The sequence below is a fragment of the Latilactobacillus parafuchuensis genome (genome assembly GCF_055271665.1).
On sequence record NZ_CM143875.1, the window covers coordinates 200,233 to 216,362 of the forward strand.

Sequence of the window (16,130 nt, forward strand, 5' to 3'; positions counted from 1 at the left end):
TCAATTGAAATTCATAGAATTGAGGTAAAAAAGATGAAATTAAATCAATTTGGACGTCTCACCATGCCACTTATGGCACAAATCAATGAATTAAAGCGGATTCAGCTATTACCGGCTAATTATACCGATATTTCCTTCCAAGACTTAGCAACCACGATTTTAGGCCGCTTTTTCCCAGAAGCCCATTCAAAAACGAGCCGACACGAAGCACTGAGTCAGATTCAAGCAACTGCTAAACTCGATTTAGCAACTTATTTAACGACGATGACCACTACGATTGATGAACGCACTTTCTATAACGTCGCGTTGCAATTGTTAGGTTTTGAAGTCGAAGAAGATTTCAAACTCAATCATCCCCGGCGCTTCATGGCCGCGGTTAAAATCCCCTACATTGATCAACCCACTTTTAACCGCGATCAATTTCTTGAAGCCATCTATTTATTATTAAACACGCGTAGTCAAAACGGTTTATTGTTGATTGACCAACTCGCTAATCGGGGCTTTTTCGCGGATTGGCAAACAACTGCGCAACCGAATTTCTTAATTTTCAATGGTAAAACCCAACCCGTTTTTAATACCCAAAACTTCATTAAAGAAATTGTTTACGTCGAATCGTCACTCGATACCGATTTAGATGGTCATCGTGATTTATTAGAAACCACGATTTTTAGACCAGTCGAGACTAACCAGGGCCTGAAAGTGCCCGCGTTGTATACCGCTAGCCCTTACTACAAAGGTACCAATAATGTTGATCATGATTTACATAACGTCGATGTCCCAATCGACGCTAAAGAAGCTATTCAACCAACCTTGGCGGTTTTGAAAGCTTCAAAATCACAAAGTGATTTACCAAATCCACGCGACGTTAATGGTCAGACTGAGTCAACTGAAGTCACAGCTACCGGCGATAGTTCTTATTCATTAAATGATTACTTTCTGGCACGCGGTTTTGCCACCATCTATGCTGGTGGCATTGGTACCCGCGGTTCAGACGGTGTCCGGACTTGTGGTTCACCGGCAGAAACCCAATCGACAACGGCGATTATTGAATGGCTAGCTGGCAATCGTCGGGCTTTCACCAACCGCACCGACCACGTTGAAATTAAAGCTTGGTGGTGCAACCACAACGTTGCGATGACTGGCAAATCCTATCTAGGAACCTTAGCAACCGCCGCGGCCACGACCGGTGTGGCGGGTTTAAAAACGATCATTGCTGAAGCGGCAATTTCGAGTTGGTATGATTATTATCGCGAGAACGGCTTAGTCGTCGCACCCGTTGATTGCCAAGGCGAAGACGCTGACGTTTTGGCAAAACTCTGTCAAACCCGCCAAAAAGACGCGGCCGACCAAGCCAAATCAGGGGCTTTCTTCCAACAACAGATGGCTGATCTCCAAAAAGGACAAGATCGAATTACCGGTAACTACAACGCCTTTTGGGCTGAACGCAATTACCGCGACAATATCGAAAACGTCAACTGCGATGTCGTGATTGTTCACGGTTTAAACGATTGGAACGTTAAACCCCAAAATGCGGGCGCTTTGTGGGATGCCCTACGGACACAACCCGTTGAAAAGAAGGTCTTTTTACACCAAGGACCCCACGTTTATATGAACAATATCCAATCAATTGATTTCACCGATATGATGAATCTGTGGTTAACCAATCATTTATTGGACGTCGACAATCAAGCGGCCGCTATTTTACCGAACGTCGTCATCCAAGATAACGTGCAAGAAAGTACGTGGCAAACCCAAGAAGATTGGCTTAATCCTGATAATCCCCAAACAACTTACTATTTGAATAGTCCCGAAACCCTGAGTCTGATCCAACCGGCCAAGGCGCCAGTCGCGACTTTCATCGATGACGGCGTAGCGACTTTCAAAACCAGCCATCTCAGTGAACACGCTTGGCAAAATCAACTTTTACAACCGCAGTCCGCTTTCGCCAACAATCGCTTATTGTTACAATCACCGGCGTTCACACAGGAATACCGAATCGATGGTCGCGTACAATTGACCACCCAAGTGGCTGTTAACACTAATCACGGCTTGCTGAGCGTCATGTTAGTCGACCTGGGTGTCTTTAGTCGTCTTAACCCGCAGCCTACTGTATTGAGCGCTAAGGGCCAACAACTGGGCTATCGTTGGCAATTTGATGATTTGAAAGAATTTAAACTTGGTAATTTAAGCGATTATCAACTGATTACTAAAGGACACATTAATTTACAAAATCGTCAGAATAGCTATCAAACTGAAACAGTCACGCCGGGTGAATTCTACCCGATTACGCTTGATTTACAGCCAACTCATTACCACTTATTACCCGGTCATCAATTAGGGCTAGTCCTCTACGCAACTGATATGGGGATGACCTTACGAGAAGAACAATCAGCCCAATATCGGATTGATTTAAGTACTAGTCATTTAACCATCCCGCTGAACCATTAATCTGAATTAAGAAGGAGTTTTTATTTTTATGTCCGTCACTTGTCGTCAAACGTTATCCATCAGTAATCACCGGGTGTTCGTCAACGATTTAAACGAACACGAAACCGTTTATGGCGGTCGGTTACTCGAATTACTAGATGGTTCAGCCTCAATTGCCGCTAGCCGGTTAGCCCGCGTTGAAACCGTCACTGCTAGTATCGATCAGCTCAATTTCATCGCCCCTTTTAAGATGCAAGATTCACTGTGCATCGAAAGTTACGTCTCGGGTGCGGGGCACCGGTCAGTCGAAATTTTCACCAAGATTATCGGTGAACACCTCAAGACGGGCGAACGTTTCTTAGGATTGACCGCATTTTTAACCTTCGTCACGATTGATAAAAGCGTCGTGTTGCCTTCAATTGAACCCCTCACAGCAGAAGAAAAATTCATCTGCCAAGGCTACGCACAACGTAAAGCGAACCGCTTGGCGACCTTCCAAACCCAAAAAGAATTCAACGCGCAAATCAATCTTGAATATCCTTGGGATCATCAATTTTAACCATCAAAAAAGACGGGCCACCATTCTGAAAACTAGAATGATGGCCCGTCTTTTTTGATTAGCTATAACTAATTTGTTAGTTGATTTGAATTATACGATAATATCCCGTTTGGATTGAATTTTCAAAGTAATCCCAACCACACATAGACCAATAATACCAAAGGGAACCGTGAAAGGCAGTTGACTGACTAATGCGCCAAAACCCATACCAGAATTACTTGTCATAAATAACAATATAATCGACGTCACTAACGTTGCGGTCGTGGAATAACGAATTAGCCCAATTGATAAAGGTAATAAGCCAAAAAGTGCAACCATGATTGATGAAAATACGTAGACAACCAGATTGGTTACCTGAATATCATAATGGACAGTGGTCAATTGATTGCTTAAACCCCAAAAAACACCATTTAATAATAGTTGTGCAAAAACCATCGCGCTAGTGGCAATCATAAAAACAAATAGCACCTTAGCCATTAAAATTTTAGTCATCCTAATCGGCGTTGTGAACAAAACTAGCATACTTTTTGACTTGTACTCTTCAATGATGACTTTAGAAATCCAAACGCCTTCCCAAATGATGAAAAATAATTTCACAAGTAGGTCAATAAAAACAGGGGTTTGATCAGCATCAATGGCATCGGTTGAAAAAAGATAGGTCAAAGAACCAATTGCTAAAATCGTTAAAAATACATATATAACCTGCCATCTAAAATTATTTTTCTGCCACTCGATGGTCATTAAATTAATCATGAAATACCTCCGTTGATTAATTGATAAAAATAATTTTCAATATTTCCATCCGTTTTAGCTCTCATTTTGTCAATTGTGGTTTCTTCAATCAGCGTACCGTTATCAATAATGCCGACGACTGATGCAATTTTATCAATTTCACTAATAATATGGCTGGAAATTAGTATGCTGGTGCCATAATCATGGTTCATTTTAAGCATTAATTCTCGCATATCTTTTATCCCAATCGGATCAAGACCATTAATTGGCTCATCTAAAATCAATAATTGGGGCTTGGTTAGAAAGGCTCTCGCTAACCCTAACCGTTGTTTCATGCCTAAGGAAAAGTCTCTGACCTTTTTAGTCGAAACATCATCTGTATTTAATCCCACCATTTTTAAGACTTCGGGAATATTGGCTTTGAATTCTTTTCCAATATAATCACAGTAAATTTCCAAATTACTAATTGCAGAAAGCTGATAATAAAAAATCGGCGTTTCAATAATCGATCCAATATTTTTGAAGACCCTATTATCTTGATTTCGACTGATTTCCTGACCATCAATTTTTATGGTGCCCGTATCCTGTTTTAAGATATTAAAAATAGTTTTCATTAAAGTCGTTTTTCCCGCACCATTTTTCCCTAAAAGCGCGTATATTTCACCTTCACGAATCGTAAGTGATACGTCATTCAGAACTTGCTTTTTACCAATTGTTTTCGTTACCTGATCGACTTCTAAGACGAATGTTTGTTTATGCACCTTGGACCATCCCTTTCATTCTAAGAATAATCGTTAACCAATCTCGCCACTTATAGATTGTTAACGACACTATAAATAAAAAGTCCGGAACCAGTCATGGACACCATGATATTTAAACAATTGCGTGTTATCACCGCTAGCCCAATAGCTAGCCACCATGATGACGAGGCCTAGCACGATTAGAATCAAGCTCACTTTCAACCAATTCTCTTTTAATTGCATTAACATCTATGCGACCTCCTTGTCATGTGCTTTAAATTTTGACAGTAACCAGCGCGTTAAACTGACTGACCATTTCACTAAATAACAGCCAGAATACCAAGCCAGCCCAGCACATAATAGTCCCACACCGAGCATTGTGATACTCACACCAAATTGCATCGACCCAATCAACCAACCTTGGCGGACCCCCGCGATAAAGGCTAAACAGAAGCTAACCCCACCGCCGACAATCCCACTGATTGCAAAAATCGCGGCTAATACTGGCACTAACCAGATTAAGAAATAGCCGACAGCGATTAAAAGAATGGCCGTCAATAATAAACTGCCCCAGAGTGGTGATCCAAGAACGACTACCATGATGATTAGGGCTAACGTCATTGGCGCCGTTTTGCGCTGTCGAATGATCGGCCGTTCATCGCTCAACCGGGCCGCAATCTGGCGTGGTGATTCTAAACTGGCAATAATCGTCAATTCTGATTCGCCGTCTTCTAGGCGATCATCAATTAATTCTTCATAGTAATCTAAGGTGTTGGCGGTGTCGCTGACTTGCGCTTGCGTTAATTCCGTCGCTAACGTTTTTATAAACTGGATTTTATTCATCAAATCACTCCTTTGATATAATCATAAACTTGCATGACTTCTGGCCATTCTGCTAAAAATTGGGCAATCGCTTCTTGGCCAACCGGCGTTAAATGGAAATATTTCCGTAGCCGCCCGTTATGTTCAACGCTGTAACTTTCGATTTGTTGCTGTTTTTCGAGTCTTTTTAAAATTGGATATAACGTTGAATCCGAAATTCCAATCACATTCGATGTGTCTTTAATAATTTGATAGCCATAGGAATCTTCGGTACGTAGTGTTGCGAGAACACAAAATTCTAACAACCCTTTTTTCAATTGTGCATTCATGCCATCACCCTTTCAAAACACAATACTATACGATGCATAGTATTGTGTCAAGTGTTATATTAAACTACAAAAAAACACGTTCAACCGACTTGGTTGAACGTGTTGTATTTTTGCCTGGTTAATCCCGATTACCAAAGATCTGGAGCATCGTGATAAATAAGTTGACGAAATCAAGGTATAACGTTAATGCACCCATGACGGCTAGCCCAGAGATTGAGACTTCCCCAGTCGCACCGTATTGGCGATACATCAGCCCTAACTTCTGATTATCCCACGCTGTTAAAACGATAAAGATAATCAACATTGCGTAAGATAAGAAATAGCTGACGGCGGCCGATGCCATGAAGAAATTAACTAGGCTGACAATAATCACGCCAATTAAGCCCATCATCGCATACTTACCAAAACCACTCAGGTTATTCTTAGTCATACGGCCATAAACCGACATGGCGATAAAGACTAACGCACTGGAAATGAATGCTGAAGCAATACTCCCAATATTGTAAGCCAATAAAATGGCTGTGAACGTTAACCCGTTTAACGCGGCGTACGCGATAAACATGAACAACGATGCGGTTGGATTCTTAGTTGAACGCCGACTGATCTGAACAACCAGCAACATTTCAACAATCATCAATCCCCAAACGAGCCATGAACTACCGCCGTATAAAACGGCCGCTGTTTGATTCTTAAAAACTGTGACAAGTAATACCGCAACAAGTGCCGAAATTCCGACACCAGCTGCCATCAAGCCGTAAACGCGGCTAAAAAATTTAGCTTCGCTATCGACATTTACCATTCGTCTTTCCATCAATAGTCACCTCTTAAATATTTCTAACGAGTTGCAATCCCTCGATTAGCCATATTGTAACAAATAGACTGAAAAAGACAACCAAAATGCCTAAAACTTAATTATCTTTTGGACTTAAATTGCTCAAAAGTTCTTCATAAGCATATTCATATTTTTGAACATCACCAGCACCCATAAACACGACAACCGGTTGGTCAAAATCGAGTAGTGGTGACATATTATCGACTTTCAAGACACGACCGCCCTTGGTGATTTTAGCGCCTAAATCAGCACTCGAAACTTTCCCGACTTTTTCACGAACTGAACCAAAAATATCCGTTAAGAAAACTTCGTCAGCTAAGTTTAAACTAGCCGCAAAATCGTCCATCAATGCAATCGTCCGCGTAAACGTATGGGGTTGGAAAACCGCAATGATTTGTTTGTTAGGATATTTTTGACGAGCGGCATCTAGTGTGGCTTTGATTTCTGATGGATGATGCGCATAATCATCAATAATCGTCACATCCGCTACTTTCTTTTCAGTAAAGCGGCGTTTCACGCCTTTAAAATCGGCTAATTCACGTGCGACTTCAGCAGCGTCAATCTTTTCAAGATGACTGACCGCAACGACGGCCAAACTGTTCAAGACATTATGTTCACCATAGAGTGGCACGTGATAATGGCCGATGCTTTCATCGTGATAGTAGGCATCGAATTCAGAGCCTTCAACGGTCCGTTGAATATTACGGGCTTGGAAATCATCGGTTTCTTTTGTGCCGTAATAATAAATGGGAACGTTCGCTTTCAATTTGCGTAATTCAGGATCATCACCCCAAGCGAAGATGCCTTTTTGAACCTTATAGGCTTCCGATTGGAACGCATCAAAAACGTCATCGATACCGGTATAGTAATCGGGATGATCAAAATCAATGTTAGTCATAATTAAATAATCAGGTGAATACGCCAAGAAATGACGACGATATTCATCGGCTTCAAAGGCAAAGAATTTGGCATCCTTAATCCCTTTCCCCGTGCCATCACCCACTAAGTAACTCGTTTGAGCCACACCACTTAAAACATGTGCTAGTAAACCACTGGTACTCGTTTTACCGTGGGCACCGGCCACCCCGATACTCGTATAACCTTTTAATAATTCGCCTAAGAATTGGTGATAGCGAACCACTGGTAAGCCCATTTCAAGGGCGGTTTTAATTTCAATTTGGTCGTCTTGGAACGCATTGCCGGCAATGACGGTTAACCCATCATGTAAATTATCGGCAGAAAATGGCAAAATTTTAAGGTTCGCTTTTTCAAGTTCACGTTGTGTGAATGTATATTGATCGATATCTGAGCCTTGAACTTTATAACCTAAATCGTTCAATACTAGTGCTAGTGCGCTCATTCCTGAGCCTTTAATTCCAACAAAATGGTAAACTGTGTCTTTTGTTATCATCTTTTTAAATATCCTCTTTTCAGAAAATCAATTGTCGTTGTGTGTTAAAAAGTAATCCCTTTTAGTTTACCATATTGCCTTCTAATCCTAAATGCTGATCCTCTAAAAAATACCGTTTTTAAACTTTTTTTCACAAAATAAAACAGGAACAACCCGCTTTGACGGCTTATTCCTGTTTTTAAGACCTTAACCTAACACTAAATAGTCTTCAATATTCATGAAATACACTTTATACCAAGTTAAGAACGTGAAAATCGTCCAAATTTTACGACGACCATTAATCCGTTGTTCTTTATTCGCGTCTAACAAGGCCAATAACTTCGGTTGATCGAAGAATTCAGCCACAAACGCTTCACTGAAAAGCGTTTTAACTTGTTCATAATATTTATCGGTTTCCAACCATTGTTTGATTGGCACTGGGAACCCTAACTTAGGCCGGTTCGCCCAAGCAGCTGGCAAATGTTTAGCGGCTGCTTGGCGGTAAGCATATTTCGTATCTTTGCTATTCAATAAATAATCCGTTGGTACTTGGCCCGCCGTCTTAGCGACTTCGGGATCCAAGAACGGCACCCGTAATTCCAAACTATGCGCCATTGAAATCTTATCCGCTTTTTGTAAAATATCGTTCAACATAAAGTGATGTAAATCAATGTATTGCATTTGTGAAACGGGATCGGCCTCTTTGACGTTTTCAAAATCGGCTTGATAGTTACCTTGAATCGTTTCAGCATTTTGATAAGCTGGTTTCAAATAACTGTTCGCTTCATCGGCCCCAAAGATACTGGGATTTTCGATATCATAGATTACGGATTGACCCGCATAAAATTCTTTGGGGTTGGCCAAATTCGTGTATAAATGAACGCGACCTGGGAACGCTGGCATCTTTTTAACCGTCTTGGCTAAATGGGCCCGCGCACCTTTTGGCAATTTCTTCAGAGTAGACGTGAAAGCTTTGATCGTTGAATTATGCGAATGCATGCCGTAATTGACATACCCAGCAAATAATTCATCAGCCCCTTCACCCGATAGCGCAACCGTCACTTTTTCACGCGCAAAACGGGATAAGAACCACAATGGCACACATGATGGATTACCATCTGGTTCGTCCAAATAGTATTGAATCTTATCAAATTCGGCAAAAGCGTCGTCCGCATTAACCCGTGTCTCATTGAAGTTTAAACCCAGCTCTTCCGCTAAAGCGCGAGCGGCCGTCACTTCGTTATAAGTTTGATCATCAAAACCAACACTGAAGACTTCCTGTGGTTTTAAAATACTGGTGACGTAACTACTATCAACCCCTTCAGATAAGAAGGCGCCAACGGGCACGTCAGCCACGTTGTGCATTTTAATGGATTCATCAATTGACGCATCAATTTTTTGAACTTCTTCTTCAAATGATAATTGAGAAGGCGCAAACTGCATATCCCAATATTTTTCAATATCGAGTTGACCGTCTTTATAAGTAAAGTAATGACCCGCTGGAAAACGATAAACACCTTTGAAGAAAGTTTCAGTTAAATCATTATATTGGTTCATCATGAATGATTTCAACGCCTTTTGATTCAAGGTTGGTTTGAAATCTGGATGGGCCATAAAGGTTTTCAATTCACTACTGAACATGAAAGTCCCATCGTCTAACGTTGTGTAATACAGTGGTTTAATCCCGAAGAAATCGCGGGCACCAAAAATCGATTGTTCTTTAAGATCGTAGATGACAAACACAAACATCCCGCGAATCTTAGTCAGTACGTCTTTACCCCATTCTTCATAAGAATGTAAGATTGTTTCAGTATCAGAATCCGTTGTAAATTCATGGCCTAAGCTCACTAATTCAGTCCGAATTTCACGATAATTATAGATTTCACCATTAAAGAAAATCAATTTGCTGTGATCTTCATTATAAATCGGTTGATCGCCCTTGGTTAAATCGATAATTGATAAGCGCCGAAATCCTAAAGCCACTTGGTCATCAATAAATTCACCAGCGCCACTAGGGCCACGATGCTTGATGATGTCCATTTGATGGTTCAATACTTCTTTTTTCTTTGGCAAATCAAATAGTCCGCCCGCAAATCCGACAATCCCACACATATGTTTAGCCCCTCTTATCCTCTTGGTTCACACCCGTTTATATCAAAACTAAATAACAATTAACAGGCACTCTAACCGATTAATTGCTATTGTATATCATACTATATTTTGTTTCGAAATTGACCTAACAAATTCGTAAGTTCGTGTTTATTTCAATAAAGTCGCGACCGCTTCTGGTGTGACTGCTTGACCAACTTGCCAGTCATCAGGCAAGACCATGATGCCTTTATCCGGTGCGTTGACCACGCCAATTTCACGTGCTGCGCAAATCATACCATCACTTTGAACGCCCCGTAATTGACCTGGCCAGATAATTTTACCTTCTGGCATGACCGCCCCAACGGTTGCCACAATGACTTTTTGACCCTGTGCGATATTGCTAGCACCACAAACGATTTGGACCGTTTGACCCGGTGCAATCTCGGTTTGGGTGATGTGCATGTGATCTGAATCGGGATGCACGTCACATGATTGAACATAACCCACGACAATGTGGGGTGTTTCATCAGCGACTAAATCAGCTGGAAAGCCTGCTGCAGATAGCGCCGTATTCAAAGCCGCTACTTCCGCAATCGTTAACATTTGCGTCCCGTTAAACTGTAATTCGGGTAAAATTTGATCAATCGCTAAAAAATTATAACCAATTGTTTGGTCATTTTGATTACTGATTCGGACAATCCCCTGTTTTTCGGTTGAGACTTGTTGTTCAACATCGGGTTGAACCATGACCACTAAAATATTTTGAAAGGCTTTTTGATTCATACTGGCGATTAACATTTAAAAACTCCTTTAGACTAATTCAATGACTTGATAAATTCAGTAATTTCCCGTTTTGTTTTCCGATCCTTGTTGACGAAACGCCCAATTTCACGACCGTCCGCAATCACGACAAAACTAGGAATTCCAAAAATTTCCCATTCTTCACAAACATCAATGTTTTGATCGCGATCAATTTGAATAAATTGATAATCTGGAAATTCAGCTTCAATTTCTGGCATTGCTGGTTTAATAAACCGGCAATCGCTACACCATGTTGCGGTAAAGAATAGGACGTGTTTTCCTTTGGTAATGAGATGGGTTAAATTAGTATCATCCATCGTGGCAAAATCTTTCATTATGCACCCCTTCAAATTAACTTCTCATTTTAATATAAGCGGTTTGTCAATAAAAGTCCACTCTTGTTGACTAAAAATTATGCTATACTAAACAAAGATAAAATTATTGAGGAGTTTTTCTTTGAAAAAACATAGTTCAGTTGTCAAATATCTTTTAACTGGTTTTGGCCTTGCGCTAGCAACAACCATCAGCGCTCGTCAATACAAAAACCAACAAAAAGCCATTAAATTAAATCAGATTCTAGAAGACGTTAAGGCTGGTTTGAAACACGAAGGCCAAATCGTCGGTGCTTGGATTGAAGAAAGTCCCCACCTCTTTTCGCAAAATAAACGGACTTTTCCCGTTTATCAAGGTGGTGTGATTACCGAACAATCGAACGGCACCAATCAGTTCCACTTTAAGGTCGATGCTAAAACCGGTGTCGTCATCGAATTTTCACAATTACAACCCTAAAAAATAAACGAAGCATCCTGGATTGAGGATGCTTCGTTTATTTTTTTATGCTTTATCCGATTTAAAATGGGCTTCTAAGCGATAAATCCGATCGCCCCGTTTGCTGAATTTTTCTTCATATTCAGTTTGGACATTTTCAATCGCTAAGTCGCTCTTGTGTAAATCAAGTGACACGTCATCCAACAGCATCCCGTAAGCATTCAAACTACACAACGAATATTCAAACAACCCTTGATTATCCGTCTTAAACCGCAGATAACCATCCGCTTGCATAATTTGTTGATACTCAGCGAGGAACGTCTTGAAGGTTAACCGCCGCTTTTCATGACGGGTTTTAGGCCATGGATCGGAGAAGTTGAGATAGACACCGGCGACTTCATTATCCGCAAAGAAAGTCGTTAATGACGCGCCAGTCCCCAATAACAATTGAAGATTAGGCAATTGCAATTCAACTTGTTTCTGGAGAATGACGGCAATCGCTGATTCTTGAATTTCAACGGCGATAAAATTCCGGTCCGGATATTTTTGCGCCATCTGAGTGATAAATTGACCTTTACCGGAACCAACTTCAATATAAATGGGTTGTTCTTGCGCAAAACGAGATTGCCAGTGTCCGGCAATCGTTTCGGGACTCACTAAAATCTTTTCGGGATTGGCTTCAATTAAATCCTTAGCCCAGGGTTTATTTCTTAAACGCATAACGCACTCCTTATTTGATACCAATTAAAAAAGTTGGACCAGCGCCCAACTTTTGGCATTCATGTTTTAATTTATTTCAGAAACTAATTCTTTCAAACGCAATATGTCATGGTTCATTTCAGTAAAACGACCACGTTGATAATGGTGCTTAATGCTTTGAAGTAAGTTCAAACTACCGTACCAGAACACGCGCGCCATTAATTCTGGGGTCACGTCCAAGCCGTAAGTTTCAAGCCACTTCTGCCATTCTTGACGTGGAACATATTGAAATAAAATCATTCCGAAATCGACTGCTGGATCAGCGAGCATCGCTGAATCCCAATCGACTAAATACAAGCGATTAATATCTGATAACAACCAATTCTTATGATTCAAATCGCCATGACAGACTTCCATTGAAGGGGTCTTCAAATCAGCCATTGTTTGTTTTAATGTTTGGGCGACCTGCTCCAATAACGGATGTTGCCGTAAATCTTGAGGTAGATCGTAAAAGTAGGTTTGCAACATTTCTGGTGCGTGCCACGTTTGACCGCCCACTTTGTTGAGCATCCGCTTCAACAATAATGATTGGTGAACCCGTGCCAATAACTTGGCCACTTGTGGACTGTTCATTTCAGCCCGTTTCAAGGTCCGACCGTTCAACCATTCTTGGGCGGTCAGCACATCCCCCGTTGCAATTCGCTTGGTCCAAATCAGCTTAGGCGTAATCGCTTCTGCCGAAAGAGCCGCTAAAAATGGCGATGTATTTCGTTTTAAAAAGATTTTTTCCGACGCACGGACACCCAAAAAGGCGGTGCCAGTGTCCCCACCAGCTGGTTGAACTTGCCAACCAGTCTCCAAGTCGAAATTCATCGGCCTCGACTCCTTTACATTAAGATCAAGCACTTTCCCACGTGCTGTAACACTTCAACTGACGATAACCAGGATAATCATATAATAGTCAAACGCCTTACGTCAAGTCACTAACCGTTGTTTCTAACATTTATTTTGTTAAGCGCCGTGGCAGATAGAATTGAACAAAGCAATACCCTAAGCCCCCGAAAGCAACGATACTGACCAAACTCTGCCCATTTAAGCCAAAACGAATCAAAATTAAAAGACTCAATAAAATAATTTCGATCGCCATTAACCGCAAAATGAGTTGTTTAAAGGCCTGTAATTTGGTCGTTTGCGCGACTGGGTAAAGGTGCGTAAAAATATTTTGATCGTATTGTTGATAGAACGGCAATAGTTGAAAACCAACGAGATAGATTAATAATAGTCCTAGCAATAATGCTAACCACCAAATTTGGCTAAACCAAATAATAATGCCACCAATAATGACTAATCTTAAGTATAAACCGCTAAATTCCGTTCCCCGTAAAAAGCCCCGTAGATATAGGAAATAGAATGGATTGGGATTGTTAGCACTCAACCGCTGAATCAGACCATCTAAATAGCGACGGCGTTTAACCTGACTGTTTAAGCCGGGCACATCGGTGAAGAGATTATACAGGCGATAAATTCGACCCATGCGTGAATCTTCAGCACTGACTGCGGTCAACCAATTGAATAAGTGCGTAGCTTGAATCTTAGTTTGTTGTTGCTGTTGCCAATACAAAAGCCCCGCCGCAATCACTAAGCCGGCGATTGACCAACCCAACCACAATTGACTCGCCACTAATACCCAATCAATCAGTAACCATAAACCAGTTTGTTGCGTACCGGTTCCTTGATACCACTGACCAATTTGGCTTGAAAAGCGTCGACTTTTAATCAACCAAAGTGTGGCTAATAAACCGAGTAACATCCAAGCCGGGACCGTCTTAGTGATTAAGAGTGTTGGCGCAACTAATAACGTGATCATGGCTAACCAACTAAACGGTAACCACATGCTGTAGCGTTGCGCCGCCTTCAAATAACTCGGTAATTGCGATTCTTGAGGCAGCAAGAAAACACTGTCCGCTTCATGTAGTAGCGTGGCTAACCGACCAAAACTAAGACTGGCCAGTAACACCAAACTAATCACCGGTTTTAACCACCAACTCGTCGGATCAATTGCTTTAATCGCATTGGCATAAGTGTAACCCAAAGCGCCTAATAAGAAGATAATTGCAAGCACAAAATGATCATTAAAGACCAACCGTAAATATTTAACTTGTTGATTGACGTGGCGTCGCACGCGTTCTTGCCATAATGATTGCATGTTTAGCCTTCTTTCGTCATCTGTAAATAAATATCATCTAAGTTAGCGTCCGCCATCTTAAATTCAGTTTTTAATTCGGCCAATGTCCCCGTTGCACGTACTCGTCCCTGATTCAATAAAACGAATGAATCAGCATATTGTTGAGCAGTCGCTAAAATATGGGTCGACATTAAAATTGCTGCCCCTTGCGCTTTCTTATCCGCGATGATGTCCAATAAATCATGAATCGCTAACGGGTCTAAACCAGTGAATGGTTCGTCAATGATAAATAAATCGGCATCGGTCATAAACGCGTTGACGATCATCACTTTTTGGCGCATCCCTTTTGAAAAATGGACTGGGAACCAATCAAGCTTATTATCCAATCGGAATTGTTTTAATAATTGGTTCGCCTTCTCCCAAGTTTTCTCGGGATCTAATTGGTACGCCATGATCGTTAAATCGAGATGTTCTTTTAATGTTAACTCAGGGTATAAAATCGGCGTTTCTGGAACATACGCCATTTTTTGTCGGTATTGATTCGGATTCGATTGTAACGTGACACCGTTCAACGTAATTGTCCCGGCTTGTGGCGTCAATAACCCGATAACGTGTTTAATAGTCGTCGACTTCCCCGCCCCGTTTAATCCAATCAGGCCAACCACTTGTTGATCTGGCACGGTAAAACTAACGTCTTTTAAAACCGGTACGTGAGCGTAACCCCCGGTTAATTGTTTGATTTCTAAACTCATTTTAATTACCTCGTTCATTTTTATCGCTTTAGGTCTGCAACCATATCTTACCATGAACACTACATACTGTGTATCATCTTAACGATTTTTTTAAGGTGTGTCGCTAGCAAGCTAACAGTAGCGCAAACAGGCACTTTATGATAGCATGAACCTAGATTTAGACGATATGAAAGTGAGTGACTCATCATGGATAATTGTATTTTTTGTAAAATTGTTCGTAACGAAATTCCTAGCACGGTTGTTTACGAAGATGACCAAGTGAAGGCCTTCCTAGACTTAACCCAAGCGACGCCCGGACACACATTGTTAATCCCTAAAAAACACGTCGCTGATATTTTTGACTATGATTCTGAATTGGCCGCAACGGTCTTTAGTCGGTTGCCCAAAATCGCCAACGCGATTAAAGCCAGCGACCCGGCGATAAAAGGTCTTAACATCTGTAATAACAACGGCGAAGTCGCTTACCAATCCGTTTTCCATTCACATATTCATCTGATTCCGCGCTACAGCGCACAAGACGGCTTTTCAATGCAGTTTGTAGATCATTCGGCCGATTACACACCGGCACAACTCAAAACGATTGCAGACCGCATTCAGGCCCAACTGGAGGTTAACTAATGGGATTTTCAAAAGGGTTATTAATCGGTGGTCTGTTGGGGACCACTTATGCACTGCTCACCGCTCAAAAAACGGGTCCCCAACGGCAACAAGCGTTGGTTGATTATTTAAACGACATCACAACCGGTGCGCAAGACGTTCAAACCAGTGCCACGCAATTAAAAGAAGCGTCTGACAACTTAGCCACCGAATTAAAGACGACTGCTGTCGATTCTGTCGCTGGCATCAGTGAGGCCCTCCAATCATTTTCATTTGAAGCGGCCCCTCGAATGACTCAAATCAACGAATCATTAGAACGTCTCGAAAAAAATTTACCCCAGTAATTGTTATTTAATTAACTCAAAAATCATTAAGCCCCTCAACGGATTGCAGCCATCTTCACGAA

19 protein-coding genes are annotated in these 16,130 nt (G+C 41.3%); 5 read left to right on the plus strand and 14 right to left on the minus strand.

What is annotated here, in order from left to right; translation table 11 throughout:
- Window positions 1–33 precede the first annotated feature (33 nt).
- On the plus strand, window positions 34–2,448 hold the full coding sequence (locus ACVPPQ_RS01190; RefSeq protein WP_463495165.1) for a Xaa-Pro dipeptidyl-peptidase: 2,415 nt from the start codon (window positions 34–36) through the stop codon (window positions 2,446–2,448).
- Between the two features lie 28 nt (window positions 2,449–2,476).
- Window positions 2,477–2,986, plus strand: coding sequence for an acyl-CoA thioesterase (locus tag ACVPPQ_RS01195; RefSeq protein WP_463495166.1), 510 nt, complete (start codon window positions 2,477–2,479; stop codon window positions 2,984–2,986).
- Between the two features lie 90 nt (window positions 2,987–3,076).
- Here ACVPPQ_RS01195 and ACVPPQ_RS01200 read toward each other — a convergent pair whose 3' ends face one another.
- From ACVPPQ_RS01200 to ACVPPQ_RS01245, 10 genes are all read right to left on the minus strand, one after another.
- Entirely contained in the window at window positions 3,077–3,739 is a 663-nt protein-coding gene (locus ACVPPQ_RS01200) for a hypothetical protein (RefSeq protein WP_463495168.1), read from the minus strand.
- Window positions 3,736–4,479, minus strand: coding sequence for an ATP-binding cassette domain-containing protein (locus ACVPPQ_RS01205; RefSeq protein WP_463495169.1), 744 nt, complete (start codon window positions 4,477–4,479; stop codon window positions 3,736–3,738). The genes ACVPPQ_RS01200 and ACVPPQ_RS01205 overlap by 4 nt, the downstream gene beginning before the upstream one ends.
- 69 nt (window positions 4,480–4,548) lie before the next feature.
- On the minus strand, window positions 4,549–4,707 hold the full coding sequence (locus tag ACVPPQ_RS01210) for a hypothetical protein (protein WP_463495170.1): 159 nt from the start codon (window positions 4,705–4,707) through the stop codon (window positions 4,549–4,551).
- The gene (locus ACVPPQ_RS01215) at window positions 4,708–5,301 is read right to left on the minus strand and encodes a DUF1700 domain-containing protein (protein ID WP_463495172.1); all 594 of its coding nucleotides are present in this window, start codon (window positions 5,299–5,301) and stop codon (window positions 4,708–4,710) included. It abuts the gene before it with no gap.
- On the minus strand, window positions 5,301–5,609 hold the full coding sequence (locus ACVPPQ_RS01220; RefSeq protein ID WP_025082455.1) for a PadR family transcriptional regulator: 309 nt from the start codon (window positions 5,607–5,609) through the stop codon (window positions 5,301–5,303). The genes ACVPPQ_RS01215 and ACVPPQ_RS01220 overlap by 1 nt, the downstream gene beginning before the upstream one ends.
- A gap of 118 nt (window positions 5,610–5,727) precedes the next feature.
- On the minus strand, window positions 5,728–6,420 hold the full coding sequence (locus ACVPPQ_RS01225; RefSeq protein ID WP_463495173.1) for a Bax inhibitor-1/YccA family protein: 693 nt from the start codon (window positions 6,418–6,420) through the stop codon (window positions 5,728–5,730).
- A 97-nt stretch (window positions 6,421–6,517) separates the two neighbouring features.
- Window positions 6,518–7,852 (minus strand): UDP-N-acetylmuramate--L-alanine ligase, encoded by a 1,335-nt coding sequence (gene murC, locus ACVPPQ_RS01230; protein ID WP_463495175.1) that lies wholly within the window; start codon window positions 7,850–7,852, stop codon window positions 6,518–6,520.
- Between the two features lie 186 nt (window positions 7,853–8,038).
- Complete coding sequence (gene asnB / locus ACVPPQ_RS01235; protein WP_025083073.1) at window positions 8,039–9,943, minus strand: asparagine synthase (glutamine-hydrolyzing); 1,905 nt, start codon at window positions 9,941–9,943, stop codon at window positions 8,039–8,041.
- 147 nt (window positions 9,944–10,090) lie between these two features.
- A complete protein-coding gene (gene ytpR / locus ACVPPQ_RS01240; RefSeq protein WP_463495176.1) occupies window positions 10,091–10,720 on the minus strand; it encodes a YtpR family tRNA-binding protein in 630 nt (209 codons plus the stop codon).
- 17 nt (window positions 10,721–10,737) lie between these two features.
- Complete coding sequence (locus ACVPPQ_RS01245) at window positions 10,738–11,058, minus strand: thioredoxin family protein (RefSeq protein WP_025083071.1); 321 nt, start codon at window positions 11,056–11,058, stop codon at window positions 10,738–10,740.
- A 121-nt stretch (window positions 11,059–11,179) separates the two neighbouring features.
- Between ACVPPQ_RS01245 and ACVPPQ_RS01250 the strand changes: the two genes are divergently transcribed.
- On the plus strand, window positions 11,180–11,512 hold the full coding sequence (locus ACVPPQ_RS01250; protein ID WP_025083070.1) for a hypothetical protein: 333 nt from the start codon (window positions 11,180–11,182) through the stop codon (window positions 11,510–11,512).
- A 45-nt stretch (window positions 11,513–11,557) separates the two neighbouring features.
- Here ACVPPQ_RS01250 and trmB read toward each other — a convergent pair whose 3' ends face one another.
- From trmB to ACVPPQ_RS01270, 4 genes are all read right to left on the minus strand, one after another.
- Window positions 11,558–12,211: a tRNA (guanosine(46)-N7)-methyltransferase TrmB gene (gene trmB, locus ACVPPQ_RS01255; RefSeq protein ID WP_463495178.1), complete on the minus strand. Its 654-nt coding sequence runs from the start codon at window positions 12,209–12,211 to the stop codon at window positions 11,558–11,560.
- A gap of 66 nt (window positions 12,212–12,277) precedes the next feature.
- Window positions 12,278–13,063 carry a phosphotransferase family protein gene (locus ACVPPQ_RS01260; RefSeq protein ID WP_463495179.1) on the minus strand — a complete coding sequence of 262 codons (786 nt, stop codon included), beginning with the start codon at window positions 13,061–13,063 and terminating at the stop codon, window positions 12,278–12,280.
- Between the two features lie 130 nt (window positions 13,064–13,193).
- Window positions 13,194–14,396, minus strand: coding sequence for an ABC transporter permease (locus tag ACVPPQ_RS01265; protein WP_463495180.1), 1,203 nt, complete (start codon window positions 14,394–14,396; stop codon window positions 13,194–13,196).
- Window positions 14,397–14,398: 2 nt separating this feature from the next.
- Window positions 14,399–15,127 carry an ABC transporter ATP-binding protein gene (locus tag ACVPPQ_RS01270; RefSeq protein WP_463495181.1) on the minus strand — a complete coding sequence of 243 codons (729 nt, stop codon included), beginning with the start codon at window positions 15,125–15,127 and terminating at the stop codon, window positions 14,399–14,401.
- Window positions 15,128–15,313: 186 nt separating this feature from the next.
- Here ACVPPQ_RS01270 and ACVPPQ_RS01275 point away from each other — a divergent pair, with 186 nt between their 5' ends.
- A complete protein-coding gene (locus ACVPPQ_RS01275) occupies window positions 15,314–15,745 on the plus strand; it encodes an HIT family protein (RefSeq protein ID WP_463495182.1) in 432 nt (143 codons plus the stop codon).
- On the plus strand, window positions 15,745–16,068 hold the full coding sequence (locus tag ACVPPQ_RS01280) for a YtxH domain-containing protein (protein ID WP_463495184.1): 324 nt from the start codon (window positions 15,745–15,747) through the stop codon (window positions 16,066–16,068). The genes ACVPPQ_RS01275 and ACVPPQ_RS01280 overlap by 1 nt, the downstream gene beginning before the upstream one ends.
- The last annotated feature ends 62 nt before the right edge of the window (window positions 16,069–16,130 follow it).